This is a genomic window from Glutamicibacter sp. JL.03c, assembly GCF_025854375.1.
Classification (GTDB): domain Bacteria; phylum Actinomycetota; class Actinomycetes; order Actinomycetales; family Micrococcaceae; genus Glutamicibacter.
The window spans coordinates 1,478,817-1,495,546 of sequence record NZ_CP107575.1 but is presented as its reverse complement, the minus strand read 5'-3'; the positions used below and the strand labels follow the sequence as shown (position 1 = coordinate 1,495,546).

14 protein-coding genes and 2 tRNA genes are annotated in these 16,730 nt (G+C 56.5%); 2 read left to right on the top strand and 14 right to left on the bottom strand.

What is annotated here, in order from left to right:
• Positions 1-10: 10 nt before the first annotated feature.
• Positions 11-1,066, bottom strand: a complete 1,056-nt coding sequence (locus OF385_RS06830) for an LCP family protein (RefSeq protein WP_264277586.1) — start codon at positions 1,064-1,066, stop codon at positions 11-13.
• Between the two features lie 237 nt (positions 1,067-1,303).
• On the opposite strand from OF385_RS06830, the gene OF385_RS06825 reads away from it, so the two are divergent.
• Complete coding sequence (locus tag OF385_RS06825) at positions 1,304-1,657, top strand: DUF3515 family protein (protein ID WP_319019270.1); 354 nt, start codon at positions 1,304-1,306, stop codon at positions 1,655-1,657.
• Positions 1,658-1,740: 83 nt separating this feature from the next.
• Here the strand turns inward: OF385_RS06825 and OF385_RS06820 are convergent, their stop codons facing one another.
• From OF385_RS06820 to leuC, 6 genes are all read right to left on the bottom strand, one after another.
• Complete coding sequence (locus OF385_RS06820; RefSeq protein ID WP_264277584.1) at positions 1,741-2,853, bottom strand: D-alanine--D-alanine ligase family protein; 1,113 nt, start codon at positions 2,851-2,853, stop codon at positions 1,741-1,743.
• Positions 2,853-3,887, bottom strand: coding sequence for an NAD(P)H-dependent glycerol-3-phosphate dehydrogenase (locus tag OF385_RS06815; protein WP_264277583.1), 1,035 nt, complete (start codon positions 3,885-3,887; stop codon positions 2,853-2,855). The genes OF385_RS06820 and OF385_RS06815 overlap by 1 nt, the downstream gene beginning before the upstream one ends.
• A gap of 37 nt (positions 3,888-3,924) precedes the next feature.
• Positions 3,925-4,689, bottom strand: coding sequence for a lysophospholipid acyltransferase family protein (locus OF385_RS06810; RefSeq protein WP_264277582.1), 765 nt, complete (start codon positions 4,687-4,689; stop codon positions 3,925-3,927).
• 17 nt (positions 4,690-4,706) lie between these two features.
• Complete coding sequence (gene murA / locus OF385_RS06805; RefSeq protein ID WP_022876692.1) at positions 4,707-6,026, bottom strand: UDP-N-acetylglucosamine 1-carboxyvinyltransferase; 1,320 nt, start codon at positions 6,024-6,026, stop codon at positions 4,707-4,709.
• 257 nt (positions 6,027-6,283) lie between these two features.
• Positions 6,284-6,889, bottom strand: a complete 606-nt coding sequence (gene leuD, locus OF385_RS06800; RefSeq protein WP_264277581.1) for a 3-isopropylmalate dehydratase small subunit — start codon at positions 6,887-6,889, stop codon at positions 6,284-6,286.
• 14 nt (positions 6,890-6,903) lie between these two features.
• Entirely contained in the window at positions 6,904-8,343 is a 1,440-nt protein-coding gene (gene leuC, locus OF385_RS06795) for a 3-isopropylmalate dehydratase large subunit (protein ID WP_264277871.1), read from the bottom strand.
• Positions 8,344-8,465: 122 nt separating this feature from the next.
• Here leuC and OF385_RS06790 point away from each other — a divergent pair, with 122 nt between their 5' ends.
• Positions 8,466-9,191 (top strand): IclR family transcriptional regulator, encoded by a 726-nt coding sequence (locus OF385_RS06790; protein ID WP_022876695.1) that lies wholly within the window; start codon positions 8,466-8,468, stop codon positions 9,189-9,191.
• A gap of 27 nt (positions 9,192-9,218) precedes the next feature.
• Here the strand turns inward: OF385_RS06790 and thiL are convergent, their stop codons facing one another.
• The 7 genes from thiL to OF385_RS06755 all read right to left on the bottom strand — a co-directional run bounded on the left by thiL (position 9,219) and on the right by OF385_RS06755 (position 16,730).
• Positions 9,219-10,229 (bottom strand): thiamine-phosphate kinase, encoded by a 1,011-nt coding sequence (gene thiL / locus OF385_RS06785; protein WP_264277580.1) that lies wholly within the window; start codon positions 10,227-10,229, stop codon positions 9,219-9,221.
• Between the two features lie 6 nt (positions 10,230-10,235).
• Positions 10,236-11,879 (bottom strand): GTPase, encoded by a 1,644-nt coding sequence (locus tag OF385_RS06780; protein ID WP_264277579.1) that lies wholly within the window; start codon positions 11,877-11,879, stop codon positions 10,236-10,238.
• Positions 11,879-13,645: a dynamin family protein gene (locus OF385_RS06775; protein WP_264277578.1), complete on the bottom strand. Its 1,767-nt coding sequence runs from the start codon at positions 13,643-13,645 to the stop codon at positions 11,879-11,881. The genes OF385_RS06780 and OF385_RS06775 overlap by 1 nt, the downstream gene beginning before the upstream one ends.
• A 101-nt stretch (positions 13,646-13,746) precedes the next feature.
• Positions 13,747-13,819 (bottom strand) — tRNA-Glu (locus OF385_RS06770).
• Positions 13,820-13,866: 47 nt separating this feature from the next.
• A tRNA-Gln gene (locus OF385_RS06765) sits at positions 13,867-13,938 on the bottom strand.
• Positions 13,939-14,301: 363 nt separating this feature from the next.
• Positions 14,302-15,807 carry a glutamate--tRNA ligase gene (gltX, locus tag OF385_RS06760; protein WP_264277577.1) on the bottom strand — a complete coding sequence of 502 codons (1,506 nt, stop codon included), beginning with the start codon at positions 15,805-15,807 and terminating at the stop codon, positions 14,302-14,304.
• A 158-nt stretch (positions 15,808-15,965) separates the two neighbouring features.
• Positions 15,966-16,730 (bottom strand): fumarylacetoacetate hydrolase family protein, encoded by a 765-nt coding sequence (locus tag OF385_RS06755; RefSeq protein ID WP_264277576.1) that lies wholly within the window; start codon positions 16,728-16,730, stop codon positions 15,966-15,968.

Below are 16,730 nucleotides of genomic sequence, written 5' to 3'. Positions count from 1 at the left end.
TTAGCTGGTGTTACTGTGACAGATCTGTTGAAGCTACGAACTCGTCAACAGTGTCATTCTGCAATGCTTCGCCGAACTTGTTAATGGTCTCCATATCTGGAATCACGATGGACTGGCCATCCGCGGAACGTCCCGGACCATTGTTTGGCAGGGTAAAGAAGGTCATGTCATCAGAGCGGACATTCAGCATTGATGAGGCAATACCTGCAATCTTGGCCGAGTCCAAGGTGTCGTCTACCGCGACATAAGGTGCAATCTCGCTAACAACATTCTGAATCTTTGAAGGGCTGGTCAGGGTTTCCTTGGACAGGATCTGGCCGAGCAAAGCCTTAACAAAGAGCTGCTGATTCTTCACGCGGCGGTAATCGCTACCACCTGCGCCGGTGAAAGCCTTACGCTCACGTACAAAGGTCAGTGCGCTTTCGCCATCCAACTTCTGCACGCCCTTAGGGAAGTAGTAGCCCTTGGCATGAACCGGGGTGAAAGCAATTGGGTTATCGACAGTCACGCCGCCTACGGCATCGGTCAGTCCCTTGAAGCCTTCAAAGTCGATGGATGCAACGTGGTTGATACGGATGCCGAAAAGACCTTCAAGGGTTTCAACTGCCTTTGGAACGCCGCCGCTGGCGAAGGCACGGTTGATCTTAGCCGTTCCAACGCCAGGAATGTCGAGCCACGTATCGCGCATGATCGAGGTGACAAACACGTTCTTTCTGTCTGACGGAATGTGAACGAGCATCATCGTGTCGGAGCGACCGCCGCTTGGGAGGGTGGCAAAGTCATCGCCCTGCTCATCATCGGAGCGTTCTGCGCGAGTATCCGATCCAAGCAAAAGGATATTAATTGCGTCCTTTGATTCTTCTTTAACCTCGGGACGGGTTTCCTCGGCAGGGAAAGCATCAGCGAGCTTGTTGCTGTTCTCATCAAATGTGCGTGCCAAGTTCCAGGCATATAGCCCGGCAACCAACGCAGCGATTACCACTACGGATAGAACACTAAAGAGTACTGCGCGCCCAGTGCGCTTCTTCTTTGTACGCTGCCTTGCTGGCTGCTCTTCAAAGGACATATGCTACCTTTCACAGTTTCAACTCAATACATCTTATCTTTCAGATAGCCGATGTACGCTTATAACGTGTCTAAAATCAGTGTCACAGCCCGACTGTCACCAAAACTTAATCCAAAAGTAGGCCAATTAACCCGAAACGCCTTACTTGGAGCACTATTTCTCCCGCTACTCACTGGGTGTTCGTCCGTAGCGGCGGTTGATGCGGCTCCCGATGCGGCCAACCCGCTTTGCGCTGAGATGATGGTAGTGCTCCCGGACACCATCGGCGACGCTGACCGTCGCACCACCACCTCCCAGTCGACCTCGGCGTGGGGCGATCCTTCCAAGGTAGTTCTGCGTTGCGGCGTCCAGGTGCCAACGCCGACCAGCGATCCATGTGTATCAGTCAATGATGTGGACTGGGTCGCCCACGAGGATGAGAAGTCCGGGATTTGGACACTGACCACCTACGGGCGCACGCCAGCTACTGAAGTTGTGCTGGATCCGAATGTCATTCCTTCAAGCACAGTACTCGCATCACTATCCGATGCCGCTGCCAAGATCCCTGCGCAGAAGGCTTGTGTGAGCGTCGATAAGTCAGAAAAGCTGTAGCCTGTCTCCTGGCGCTGCATACGTCATTGGCCTGGTGCCCCGATCTCGGGGCACCAGGCCAATGACTTTAATCTCGCTATGGGTTAGCGGAGGCCGACATTGCGTTCAGTTGCCAAGGCGATGAGCTCGTTAATCAGTTCACGGTAGTCGATACCCGTCTTATCCCACATCTGCGGGTACATGCTTGACGGCGTAAAGCCTGGCATCGTATTGATCTCATTGATAATCCACTGGCCTTCCGGCGTGTAGAAGAAGTCAACACGCGAAAGACCTTCAGCATCCAGGGAATCAAATGCCTTGACTGCCAATTCACGAATTTCCGCAGTGGCTTCTTCACTCAATACAGCAGGGCAGCTCAGCTTAGCAGCGGTTCCGTCCACGTATTTGGCTTCGAAGTCATAGAACGTATGCCCGTTATCCGCCACGGCAATCTCGCCCGGCAAGGAAGCACGGGCAGGAGAACTGCCTCGACCTTCCAGAACACCGCATTCGATTTCGCGGCCAACAATCCCCTGCTCAACAATCACCTTGGGATCTTCTGCCCGGGCTATCTCGACGGCAGCGCGAAGATCTGAGGGGACATCGACCTTGGTGATACCCACTGAAGAACCTGCGCGAGCAGGCTTGACGAACAGCGGGTACTCCAAGCGATCGCAACGAGCCAAAGCCGCGTCGCTGTCTCGCAGCCATTGCTTGTTGCTGATGACTTCGTAAGGGCCAACGTTGAAGCCGGCGCCTTCAAAAACGACTTTCATGAAGTGCTTATCCATGCCCATGGCACTAGCGGCAATACCGGAGCCAACATATGGAACTCCGGCGGTTTCAAGCATTCCCTGAATCGAGCCATCTTCACCGAATGGACCATGCAACAGCGGGAAGACTACATCGATTTCGGAGATTTCCGAGATCTTTGAACCGCCGAATGCTTGAAGCGAAGTCTTATTCGGCTCGGGTGATAGCTGAACCGGGTGATCAACGGAGGCGATTTCTGGCAACTGGCCCGAATCGAGAGCCCACCCTTCGGGGTCCTTGTCCAAGAGGGTCCATCCACCGTCGCGGGTGATGCCAACGGGGATGACGTCAAATCGCTCCCGGTCGATCGCATGCATCACGCCAGCGGCAGTCACGCAGGAAACCGAATGTTCCGAGGAACGTCCGCCGAAAAGCAGGAGGACACGAAGTTTACGGTCAGCCATTAGTTCTGTTCTCCTTCAGATTTCAGTTCGCGAGCCAGCAATCGCGCCGCCATGTTCTCAACGCTCAACGAACCTTCGAGCACCATGACCACCGCTTCGGTAATTGGCATTTCAACTTCGTGAGCGCGAGCCAGATCGAAGACTGCCCGCGCTGACTTGATGCCTTCGGCAGTCTGTGACATGCGGTCATTGACCTCGTCAAGGAAGAGCCCCTGGCCGAGCAGGCGACCTGCGGTGTTGTTGCGTGACAGCGACGAGGAGCAGGTGGCAACCAGGTCGCCTAGTCCCGAAAGGCCAGCCAGGGTGTCCAAGCGCCCGCCCAAGGAGAGCACCAGGCGGGTCGTCTCCGCCAGGCCACGAGTAATCACCGTGGACTTGGTGTTGTCGCCCATGCCCATGCCATCGCACATGCCAACAGCAAGCGCGATGATGTTCTTGACGATTCCACCGAGCTCAACACCCAAGACATCATCATTGGTATAAGGACGGAAGTACGATGCTGAGCAAAGCTCAGCGATCCACTGTGCAATTTCCGAGTCGGCACAAGCAACGACCGATGCAGTGGGCTGTTCCCGGGCAATCTCCATGGCAAGGTTCGGACCGGACAGCACGGCAATTCGGTCTTCAGGGAACTGGGTAATCTCGGCAATCACTTCGCTCATGCGAAGGTCGGTGCCACGCTCCAGGCCCTTCATCAGGGACAGCAATACGGCTTCTGGCTCAAAGTACTTCTTGAAGACAGCCAGTTCCCGGCGTAGCGACTGCGATGGGATGGCCAGGACGACAAGGTCAGCGCCCTCTAGCACCTCACGCTGATTCGACGAAGCCGAAATGTTGGCCGGCAGTTTCGTCTCCCGAAGATACCGGGAGTTGGTGTGGCGTTCGTTGATCTCGTTGGCAGCATCATCGCGGCGTGCCCAGATCTGAACGGGAATCCCTTGAGCTGCAACGGAGTCTGCCAAGACCTTGGCAAACGTAGTACCCCAGCTACCGGCACCCATCACGGCGATCTTGCGTGGAAGTGGCATTGTCATTGTCAGTCCTCTAGAAAGTGGTGATGTCCAGTGATGATTAGTTGTCCGGCTTTTCAAAGCTACGGCCGGTTTGGGCTTGACCATGCTCAGAAGGATCCCAGCGCTTGGCCGGTGGTTCTTCGTGGCGCAGTTCAGCCTGCAAAGCGGTGATCTCGTCCATGATTCGATCCGTTGCTTCTTGGAGCACCGTGCGGGTGCGCGGGCCTTCCCGCAAGTCATCCAGATCTACCGGCGCTCCAACGGAGACGGTGACGTGCTTGCGCGGGAACAGGTACATCTTCTTGGAGTACCTTGGCAGGAGCTCCTGGTCTCCCCAGTGTGCCATGGGCACTACCGGAGCACCGGTTTGCAGCGCCAAGCGCGCCGCACCGGTACGTCCGATCATGGGCCACAGGTCGGGATCCCTGGTCAGCGTGCCCTCGGGGTAAATCACGATGACTCCGCCGGCGTCCAGCACCTTCTTGGCCTGCTTCAACGAGTCGCCTGCGCTTGCAGAACTGCGCGAAACGGGGACCTGGCCGGTGGTCCGCAGGAACCAGCCAAGCACTGGTGGCTTGAACAGCGATTCCTTCGCCAGCCAACGAGGAAGCCTGCCGTTGCTGTAAATGGCATGCCCTACAACTAGCGGATCAATTTCCGTCAGATGATTGGGGCAGACGATGTAGCCGCCCTGCGGAAGGTTTTCAAAGCCCTTCCATGTTCTACCCGTCAGGCCGTTCATCACCGGACGGACGATTCCCGCCAGGACAGAAAAGACACGCTTGGTTTTTGCAGACTCCCCCGGAGCCAGGATCTTCACCACGAACAAGATCCCCTTTGCTAGTTGCTCAGCTCAACGTTGGCGCCCAAGCTCTGCAGCTTGTCCATGAAATGCTCGTAGCCGCGGTTGATGATTTCAATGCCGGTCACACGGCTGGTGCCCTCAGCAGCCAGAGCTGCAATGAGGTGGGAGAAACCGCCACGAAGATCTGGAACGTCAATATCAGCACCGGTGAGCTTTGCTGGGCCGACAACAACAGCTGAGTGCTTGAAGTTGCGCTGCCCGAAGCGGCAAGGGGTGGAACCGAGGCAGTCGGTATGCACCTGTACGGTGGAGCCCATGCGCACAAGAGCGTCGGTGAATCCGAAACGGTTTTCGTAAACGGTTTCGTGAATCACGGAAACACCCTTGGCCTGGGTCAGTGCCACGACCAGCGGCTGCTGCCAGTCGGTCATGAAACCTGGATGGACATCGGTTTCCAGGATCAAGGGATTCAGATCTCCACCTGGGTGGTAGAAGCGAATGCCGTTGGACTTGACCTCGAATTCTCCACCGATCTGGCGGTATACGTGGAGGAAGGCGGTCAGGTCGCGCTGTTGTGCGTCCTGAACGAAGATGTCACCCTTGGTGACCAGCGCTGCCGAAGCCCACGAGGCGGCTTCGTTGCGGTCAGGCAAGGCGGTATGGTCGAAGCCGGTGAGCTGGTCTACGCCCTGGATGCGAATCACACGGTCGCGGTGTACAGAGATAATGGCGCCCATCTTCTGCAACAGCGAGATCAGATCCAGGATTTCTGGCTCGATGGCGGCGTTGCTGACTTCGGTAACGCCCTTGGCGCGAACAGCCGAGAGCAGGACCTGCTCCGTCGTGCCCACGCTTGGGTACTGCAAGGAGAGCTTGGCACCGTGAAGCCCGTTGGGAGCCGAGATGCGGATGCCGTCCGGGGCCTTGTCCACGACTGCGCCGAATTCGCGCAGGACTTCAAGGTGGAAATCGATGGGACGGTCGCCGATGCGGCAGCCGCCCAGATCCGGGATGAAGGCTTCGCCCAAGGAGTGGATCAGCGGGCCGCAGAACAGGATAGGGATACGGGAGTCGCCTGCGTGGGCATCAATAGCCTGGTTGGAGGCAATCTTGACCTGGGTTGGGTCCATGGTGAGATCACCAGTGGTCGGGTCCTGGTCAACCTTGACACCATGAATCTCAAGCAAGCTGCGTACTACGACGACGTCTTTGATCTCTGGCACATTGCGCAGAACAGAAGGAGTGTCACCAAGCAGAGCTGCAACCATGGCTTTTGGCACTAGGTTCTTTGCTCCGCCGACTCGTACGGTGCCCTCGAGTGGAACACCACCATGGATCGTCAAGATCTTACCCATGTATGAATTACCTCATCGCGTAGTCGTTATCGCCCGCCGAAGCTTCTGAGCTTTCGAACTGGCAGGACTTAGCAAGCATACCGCCTATGTACCCGCTGGTATGTTCAGATCATCCCGTGGCGTACACATTGTGAGCATGCTTTCAGCCACGTCACGACCCTGAGCGGAATGCGCGTCCTGGGAAGAACAGCAGGTCCGCTCTCCCGCTATAAGAACGGTGAAGAGCGGACCTATTATTCCAGCATCAGGAAAACCTCTTAGCCGGCGGTTTGTGCGGGCAGCGTTTGAGGCTTGTGCTCCGGACGCTGTGCCTCGTAGGCCGTGATGGCATCTTCCTGCTGCAAAGTCAGCCCGATGTCATCCAGGCCTTCCATCAGGCGCCAGCGGGTGTAGTCGTCAATCTGGAATGGCGCCGAGATCGAGCCGCAGTGGACGGTACGGGATTCAAGATCCACGGTCACGGTGGTGCCCGGGTTGTTTTCCAGTTCCTTCCAGATCAGTTCGATGTCACTTTGCGCCACCTCGGCGGCAACCAATCCCTGCTTGCCGGAATTGCCACGGAAGATGTCGGCAAAGCGGGCAGAGATCACTGCTTTGAAGCCGTAATCCTTCAACGCCCAAACCGCGTGCTCACGTGAAGAGCCGGTGCCGAAATCAGGGCCGGCAACAAGCACGGAACCAGCGTTAAAAGGTTCCTTGTTCAGGATGAAGTTCTCATCTCGGCGCCATCCGGCAAACAGCGCGTCCTCGAAGCCAGTTCGCGTGATGCGCTTGAGGTAGACAGCAGGAATGATCTGGTCCGTGTCCACGTTGCTCTGCCGCAGCGGAACACCAATGCCGGTGTGGGTAACAATCTTTTCCATCGTGGTAATCCTTTCTAGACTGCAGCCGGTGCGTTGACCAGGTCGCTGGGCGAGGACAGGGTTCCGCGGACCGCGGTGGCGGCGGCAACCAGTGGAGAGACCAGGTGCGTGCGTCCGCCCTTGCCCTGCCGGCCTTCAAAGTTGCGGTTGGAGGTCGAAGCGCAACGCTCCCCCTCGTCCAGCTGATCCGGGTTCATTCCAAGGCACATGGAGCAACCAGCGAAACGCCACTCGGCGCCGAAATCCTTGAATACCTGATCCAGTCCCTCGGCTTCGGCTTCCAGCCGCACGCGGGCAGAGCCTGGCACAACGATCATTCGGATGTTTGGATCCTTGGTCTTGCCCTTGACGACTTCTGCCGCGGCTCGCAGGTCTTCCATGCGAGAGTTGGTGCAGGATCCCAGGAAGACGGTATCCACACGGATATCCTTCATCGGCGTTCCGCCGGTCAGGCCCATGTAGTCCAGTGCACGTTCGCAGGCTTTGCGATCATTCTCGTCTTCGAAGTCTTCTGGCGAAGGAACACTCTGGGAGAGTGAAACACCCTGGCCCGGGTTGGTTCCCCAGGTGACAAATGGTTCAAGTTCATCGGCGTTCAGGAAGACCTCTGCATCAAACTGGGCTCCCTCATCGGAGTGCAGCTGCTTCCAGTCTGCTACCGCAGCATCCCAGTCCGCGCCCTTTGGCGCGTGCGGACGGCCCTTCACATATTCGAAGGTTGTCTCATCCGGAGCGATCATGCCTGCGCGAGCGCCTGCTTCGATGGACATGTTGCAGATGGTCATTCGCGCGTCCATGGACAGGGAGCGGATGGCTGAACCTCGGTACTCGAGAACGTACCCTTGGCCGCCACCGGTGCCAATCTTGGCGATGACAGCCAGAATGATGTCCTTGGAGGTGACTCCCGGCTTCAAGGTGCCCTCGACGTTGATTGCCATGGTCTTGAAAGGCTTCAGGCTCAGCGACTGCGTGGCCATGACATGCTCTACCTCGGAGGTGCCGATGCCGAAGGCCAGGGCGCCGAACGCGCCATGCGTGGAGGTGTGGGAGTCTCCGCAGACCACGGTCATGCCTGGCTGGGTCAGGCCCAGCTGAGGACCAACCACGTGGACGATGCCCTGTTCCTTGTCACCCAGGGAGTGGAGGCGGACGCCAAACTCCTTGCAGTTTTCACGCAGGGTATTAATCTGGGCGCGGCTGGTCAAGTCAGCGATGGGCTTATCGATTTCCAGCGTAGGAGTGTTGTGATCTTCTGTCGCAATGGTCAAATCCGGGCGGCGCAGTTGGCGTCCTGCCAGGCGAAGCCCCTCGAATGCCTGCGGCGACGTCACCTCGTGTAGGAGGTGGAGGTCAATGTAGATCAAGTCCGGCTGGCGGGACTCTCCACTTCCTTCACCTTGGCGCACAACATGTGCACTCCAAACTTTTTCTGCCAATGTCTGGGGCGACTGCATGGCGGACATGCGACACACTCCTCAAGCTACGTAATTGTGGTAGTTCAACTTTGACACTTCACAGATAGTCATTTCCAGTATGCGGACTTGAATCTCAAATAATGAGACATGATACTTGGACTATGACAATAGGTAGCGGTGTAGGTGTTCTGGACAAGGCAGCAGCCATCCTCAATGCGCTGGAAAACGGACCAACGTCCCTTTCCCAGCTGGTGGAGTTGACGGACATTTCGCGCCCAACGGTTCACCGCATCGCCCAGTCGCTGGTGCACCACGGGCTGGTAGGCAGAGACATGCATGGCCGCTTTGAGCTGGGAAATCGCTTGGTGGAATTGGCGAGCGCCGCAGGTGAAGACCGCTTGGTCAGTGCGGCAGGACCGATTCTCATCAAGCTTCGGGACCTGACTGGGGAAAGCACGCAGATCTTCCGCAAACAAGGCGACTTCCGTGTCTGCATCGCCAGCGCAGAACGACCCATCGGATTGCGCGATACCATTCCGGTGGGTACCCAGCTGTCGATGAAAGCGGGTTCAGCCGCACAGATCCTCTTGGCCTGGGAAGACAATGAGCGAATGGTCGAAGGTCTGCATCATGCGCGCTTCACGCCGACCATTCTGGCGGGCGTACGCCGGCGCGGCTGGGCCCAGTCCTTGGGCGAGCGCGAGCCAGGTGTCGCCTCGGTTTCTGCGCCCGTTCGCGGCCAGTCCGGACGGGTCATCGCCGCCTTGTCGTTATCCGGTCCCATTGAACGATTGACACGGCAGCCAGGAAAAATTCATCACGAAGCCGTCACCAGCGCCGCCCATGAACTATCTGAACTGCTCAGGGTGCAAAACGACCACAGCTGAATTGCCCAGGTACGCGCGGGCCCTGAATCAGTTGAAGTGGTCGAAGCCCGCGCTAGCGGTTGCAGGTTTCCCGTCGACCGTCACCAATGAACGCCGGCCGCTGCGAGCCTTGGCAACGCCGATTACCGTGAACTCCTCCGGAACATCAGCTTCCGTTGGGAAAGCGGCCACAAGGCCGAAGTCCTCGCCGCCGTGCAATACCCATGCCATTGGATCTGTCCCGGTCAATTGCGCAGCAGGGGCCAACCGGGAGGCGAACTTTTGCAAGATCTGGCCGTTGTAATCAATGCTGATGCCGCTGCTCTTAGCCAGACGCGTGCTATCGCGCACCAGGCCGTCTGAAATATCCATCATGGCGTGGGCGCCGGCCTCGGCCGCACGGGGACCTGATCCTAGAGGCGGTGCGGGCTTGCATTGCGCTTCGACAATCCGGCGCACGGCCCGGCTCCACTCTTTGGCATCGCTGCCATGTTCCAAGACTGATAGGCCGGCACCCGCATCGCCAAGACGCCCAGCCACTGCGATGACATCCCCCGGCTTGGCGCCATTGCGCAGGATCTTTCCGTGCGCGCACTCCCCCAGCACGGTTGTCGTCACCGATATTTCCGTTGACTTGCCAAGGTCACCACCGAGGATCGCCAGTTCCTTGGCCTCCAATGAATTAATGGCATCGGCCATGCCCCGGGCAAAGTCCTTGACCCATTGAAGGGATGTCTGCACAGGCAGCGATAGGGAAACTACGGCGCCGGTAGTGGTGCCGCCCATCGCGTTGATATCCGAAACATTCTGGGCGATTGACTTCCATCCGATGTCATAAGCCCGGTGTTCGAGACCGCTTGGCCAAACCAGCTTGAAGTCTTGATTTTCGACAAGAGTATCCACCGAAACCAGGATTTCCGAGCCTTGGACGCTGAGCGCGCCTGCGTCATCCCCCGGACCGAGGTTTGCCTTTTGCGAATCGAGGAGTGGGAGTATGGTGTCAAGAATTCCTTGCTCGCCAAGGTCTCCAACGGTAGCTTCAGGCTGATTAATAGTCACAGAGTTCTAGTCGGCTTTCTTTGCTGCTGAGGTAATAAGGGAGGCGTAGCCGTTATACGTAGTCAGATACTCGTCTACAGGTTCAACGATGGCCGTGCGAACCAAGCTTGATACCGAACGTTCAATATTTCGTAACGCCTTCCTACGTTTAACTTTAGCCACTATTCGATTGACGAATGAGCACGCTACGCCTAGGACGATACCCAGCAATAACCCGATTGCCAAGACCAATGTAGGAACCGCGACCCCTTCCACCCGTGGGGCCGAGGGCAAGTCGAATTGGAAGTACCCTGCAACGGGATACGCGGCAAGCCAAAGCGCACCCGCCAATGCCGCCAGCAATGAGAACCACTGGATAAATTTGACTACAGGCCACCACCACGAAGCCTTTTCAACGCCAAGATGCGTACTGGCGATAGCGGCATCGACGGCACCATCAAGGTGCTCAACATTGCCCGCGACCTGTTCTCGAATTGGTTCATGCCAACTCTCAGGCAGTTCTTCGGTGGCCTGCTGAACATACTTGTCGATGGCATGGTCAATGGCCGAAGATTCGGCCGCAGATAGTTCTGGACGCGAGGTAATGGACAATTCGGGTTCATCCCGATTCCGCCCCAAGTTCATGCGCTGCAATGGATCGTTGCGCAGTCGAATCAGCCAGGTGGTCACTGGCCAACCAGTACGCCGGGCTGCCCGAAGCTTGTACGAAGTCTCTACCGCGTCTGCAATATATTGTGCGCCGTGGGCATTGGCGATCGTTCGTTCCAATTCGGATTGATGCAATTGGCTTGGCTGACGTACTTTTTCAACGCTTAATTGTCCATGCAACTGGTGCACTACCTGGTCAACGTCAGCCCTCAGCCGGCGCGTGGAGATAGCCTTGTTTCTTGCAGCAGCAGAGATCAGCTTTTGGACTTCGTCCAGCCCTTCCCCGGTGGTGGCCGACGCGCAGACAATCGGAAGTCGTTCCAGCCCGGACGAAGCGAGAGTATCGCGCAAGGAACTAACAATGATCTTGCGGTCAGACTCAGCCACTCGATCCATCTGGTTCAAAACAATCAGAATATTTCCCTGTTGGCTTTGCAAGGAGTTGAGATAACCATGGTGAATGGATGCATCCGCGTACTTCTGGGGATCAAGAACCCAAACCAGGAAATCCACCTGACCCACCAGACGCGCGGCAATTTGATGATGCTCTACCCGCGTCGAATCCATATCCGGCAGATCCAGGAGCAATAGCCCCGCATCAAGGTCTTTTTTCGAAGATCGGCGTCGAAGCCCTGCTCTCTCTTCGATGACGTGGCGATCTGTCACTTCAAGCCAGTCCAGAAGCTCATTGGCGCCTGTCGTATCCCAAATGGCAGCTACTGTATTTGCCGTCGTGGGACGAATCACGCCTGTTGATGCCAATTCCTCTCCAACGAGAGCGTTGAAGAGTGACGACTTGCCGCTACCCGTTGCGCCAAAGAGACCCACAACTACGTGTTCCGAGGATAGCTGTCGACGTGATTCCGATTTCCTGATGACCGAGGCCGCCAAATCGATGCTTTCCGCATCCAGATATGGTTCAGCTAGCTCCATGGCGCCGATAACGCTGTCTATCTGCTGATTCAGACCATTAACAGCTCGGACTACTTTTCGTTCAGCCATTATTTGGGCCCCTTGCCATTCAATCGATCAGTGACTTTGTTCAAGGCCAGGGCCGCTTCCGGTTGCGCCAGGTGATCCAGTCCGTCCGCGTACAGCTGCACGCTCGTGCCAATCAAAGCTTCCGCTCGTGCGTCCAACATCTTGCGCGCTCTGGCTGCCATGCGCCGGACAGCATCCTCGCCGAATATCGCTTCCAACAGCTTCTGGCCCACTACAGCAGACCCGCCGGCAATGCCGATTTCCAGTCCGGTCAATCCCGCGGTCGAGGCAAATACGACAACCATCAAAATGACCGCGACGCCGTTGACCCCGAAGGCCGCCATGCGGGCGGTCTTCCGCTTGCCGGCGCCTTCTTCACGGATCATATCGAGAATGTCTTTTTGCCAGAGGCGGATACTGTCAGCAGCTTGCGCATCAAGATCATTGGGTGGCCGCGGCGAAACCAGATCTGCGCGGAGAACTTGGCCCAATGGCGTGTTCTTCCAAGACCTGTCGACGTCATGGCAGGCCTTAGTGATTTCTGCGATGAACACCGTGTGCAAGCCTGATTCAATAGCTTGCTCAACTCGATGTGTGGCCGGAGGCCGCCCGGAGAAAAAAGCTCCTACCCTGTCGCGGACACGACCAATAGCTCCCTCGATCCCGCGAAGCAGCTCCCCTGCCCCGACAAAATCTTGCCATCGGGCCAGAATTTCTCCGCGTAATAGCGATCCGTCGTTGAGCGCTGCATTGATGCGTTCGTGAGCCTGGGCAAATCTCTCTTTGGTCAACTGACGCAGGTCTTCAATCTGCTGCTCCTGGTCTTGCAATTCGGCCAGTAGCTCTCCGACATCGGCCGTGCTTCGACGCAAGGCCCCCGCCAGTGTTTGCGCAGCGACCTCTTGACGCTTGGTGGCGTCAGCGGCCAAGGCATTGAGCCAGGCCAACAGGGGTTCGACTTGCTCCCCCGGCAGGAGTTTCTCGTCGTTCAGATGCGTCTCGTTAAAGACGTGCAGCAGGGCTGGATCCAGATTCTTTTCATTCAGCAGGCGACGCAAGTCGGGCACGATATCCCGCTCGGCACCCTTGGGAACTCGGTTGAGTACGACGGAGACGGTAATGTCCCTGACGCCGGCATCTGTCAGCAGTTCCCATGGCAGTGCGTCTGCGTAGCGGTTGGCTGTAGTTACGAAAATCCACAAATCAGCGGCGTTAAGCAGCTGCCCTGCAAGCGCCCGGTTGTCGTCTGATACTGAGTCGATATCCGGTGCATCCAGGATCGCCAGCCCCTGGGGCACGTTCGCGTGCGGCTTCATCAAGAGCGCATCATTTCGAGACGAATCACCGGTTAACGCAAAACCGCCCCCTGAAACGCGGGTGAGCTCCGGGAGCACGCGATCTGATTCGAAGAAGGGCTGATCAACGGGATTAAAAGCGAGGACAGGAGTTCGAGTGGTTGGCCGGACGGCGCCGGAAATACTGATTTGCTCCCCGATGAGTGAATTAACCAGTGTCGATTTGCCGGAGCCAGTGGAACCTCCAACGACTGCCAATAACGGCGCCCCCAAGTTCGAGACACGTGGAATCAGATAGTCGGATATCTGGTGCAGCGTCTTATCACGAAGCTGTTCGCTTTCAGATGCCGCAGAAGACTGATTTTTGGCGAAAACAAGATCCGTGAGTATGCTACGTAATTCCGCGAGGCTCCCAATGGTAATGTCACTGGTTTTTGCCCTTCCAGCGGCATCACCCGTTGCAGGGTTTGTCTGATCTGAGTTCGACTCCATGTGCACCATCTTGCCTTATGGCGGTGGTGTTTGCTGAGAGATGGAAGCACGTTTTCTGCGTAAAAGAAAAACCACGGATCTCTCCGTGGCTTTTCATGTTGTGACCCCAACGGGATTCGAACCCGTGTTGCCGCCGTGAGAGGGCGGAGTACTAGGCCGCTATACGATGGGGCCGTACGTCAAGTTTCACCTTGACTCACCGGAAAAAATCCGGTGAAGCGCTGGGATACCAGGACTCGAACCTAGAATGACGGAACCAGAAACCGTTGTGTTGCCAATTACACCATATCCCATTGTGACTTGGGAGTTTAGGAATTCTGTCAAGCATTATTCCAGGCCACTTCCGTAGCACGAGATACAACTATACCGGCAGGCAATCATCTACACAAATCGAAGAGCCTTCCCTCGGCTTTCGTAAACATCCGCGGATTCTAGCCGGTAAATCGGTTGCTGCTTCGGCTGGGAACACTCACCCTTCCACAATGGACATGTGAATTAACCCACTCCACCTACAGGTGCCGATGCACTTCTCCCAAATCCACCATCCAGCGTGGCGCTTGCCTCACCCCGGACATCGAAAAGCCTCGAGAGCCAGCAACTTTTAAAATTGATGGCCCCCGAGGCTTTCACGAATCAGTTGTCGCAAGCGCAGCAACTTACCGAGACGCTCCAAATGCGCGTAGACGGTTAAGGCTCGAATCGCGTCCCAGGATTTCCATGGACTCGAAGAGCGGTGGCGAAACTCGTTTGCCGGAGATAGCTACGCGCGCAGGGCCGAAGGCCTGTCGTGGCTTGAGTTCCAACTCGTCTACCAGTTTGGCACGAAGTGCACCCTGGATAGTTTCCGCGTTCCAATCTGACAGAGCTTCCAGTGTTTCAATCGAAGCCTCTACAACCTCGACAAGGTTGGCAGGCATTCCCTTGAGCGCGTTGTCGGCAATGACGATTTCATCGTCAGACTTGAAAAGGAATTCAAGCATGTCAGTGGCTTCGCCTAGGAGCGCGATGCGTTCCTGGACCAATGGAGCTGCCTGATCAAGGATTTCATTCTCACGTGCAGTCAGCTCCGAGCCGACCAGTTCTGCAGCTTGAAGGTAAGGAACCAGTCGGTCGCGGAAGTCCTGCGGCTCAAGCATGCGCACGTGCGTGCCGTTGATTGCTTCTGCCTTCTTGACGTCGAATCGAGCCGGGTTCGAAAGGACATCAGTTACGTCGAATGCCTCAACGAGCTGTTCGCGGGAGAAGATGTCCTCGTCTGCGCTGAGCGACCATCCGAGCAGTGCCAAGTAGTTCAGCAAGCCCTCCGGGATAAACCCGTTGTCGCGGTGCAAGAACAAGCTTGATTCTGGATCACGCTTGGACAGCTTCTTGTTGCCCTGGCCCATGACGTATGGGAGGTGGCCAAAACGAGGCATGTACTGAGCAACACCAATATCGTGAAGCAGCGCGTACAGCACCACCTGGCGAGGAGTTGAGGACAGCAGGTCTTCGCCACGAAGCACGTGGGTGATACCCATCAATGCATCGTCAACGGGGTTGACCAAGGTGTACAGCGGCTGTCCATTGGCGCGAACGACTACGAAGTCCGGAACACTGCCGGCCTTGAACGTGATTTCTCCGCGGACCAAGTCGTCGAAGGTGACATCGTGATCTGGCATGCGTACACGGAGAACAGGTTCACGCCCTTCAGCCTTGAAAGCGGCTTTCTGCTCATCAGTGAGTTCGCGGTCGAAGTTGTCGTACCCAAGCTTTGGGTCTCGGCCAGCTGCCTTGTGGCGCGCCTCGATCTCTTCTGGAGTCGAGTAGGACTCGTAAACGTGACCGGCCGCGCGCAGCTTGGCAATGACGTCTTGGTAGATCTCGCCTCGCTGAGACTGGCGGTATGGCTCGTGCGGTCCCCCGACGTTTACGCCTTCATCCCAGTCGATACCCAACCAGCCCAAGGCATCGAGTACTTGGTTGTAGCTTTCTTCCGAGTCACGCTTGGCATCGGTGTCTTCGATGCGGAAAATCATCCTGCCACCGGTGTGACGAGCATAGGCCCAGTTGAACAGGGCCGTGCGAATCAGGCCAACGTGTGGCGTACCAGTGGGTGATGGGCAAAAGCGGACGCGTACCGGGGTGTCTTCGGTTACTACAGGAATCAGCGATAGATCAGTCATGATGTCTTCATTCTATGCCTTCCGAACCGAAAGTTGCATTTAAACCGCAAGGCTCCCGATCACATTAATGATCGAGAGCCAGTGCGGTTCCACCAAAATGATGATGGCAAGTTGGTGGTAGTTATTATTGTATCCGGATAAAGGATAGATAAACTAACTCAGCGTCGGAATACACTTCGTAATGAACCGATACCTTCAACATCAATTTCGACAACATCGCCGGCATTAACTAATCCCACGCCTGCAGGAGTCCCGGTCATAATGACATCTCCTGGCAAAAGAGTAAATGCCTCGGAAGCTTGGGCAACAAGTTCATTAACGGGCCAGATCATTTCGTTGGTTGATCCGTCTTGCCGGATTTCGCCGTTGACTCGGGTGACAATGCTGACATCATCCGGATCAGATAGTTCTGTTTCAATCCACGGGCCCAATGGGCAAGAACCATCAAATCCCTTGGCACGGGCCCACTGAGGGTCCTTACGCTGCGCGTCGCGCGCCGTCAGGTCATTGGCAACGGTGTAACCGAAAATCACGTCCTGGGCTTTGTCAGCTGGTACGTCCTTGCAAATACGTCCGATAACTACAGCGAGCTCCCCTTCGAAGGAAACCTCATCTGAAAACGCCGGCAAGGTGACAGGATCCCCGTGGCCAACCACAGAAGTATTTGGCTTCAGGAATATCAGTGGTTCCTGCGGGACTTCGTTGCCGAGTTCCTTGGCATGCTCGCGGTAAGTGCGTCCGAAACCGACCACCTTGGAGCGCGGGATGATTGGAGCCACCAGTCGAACATCGTCAAGACTGTGGGTTGCACCGGTGGTCTTGATCCCCTGGAAGAAAGGGTCACCTGCTAGGACATGGATGTCGTTTCCATCAACGACTCCATAAAGAGGGTCACCGTCTACTACAAATCTTGCAATTTTCAT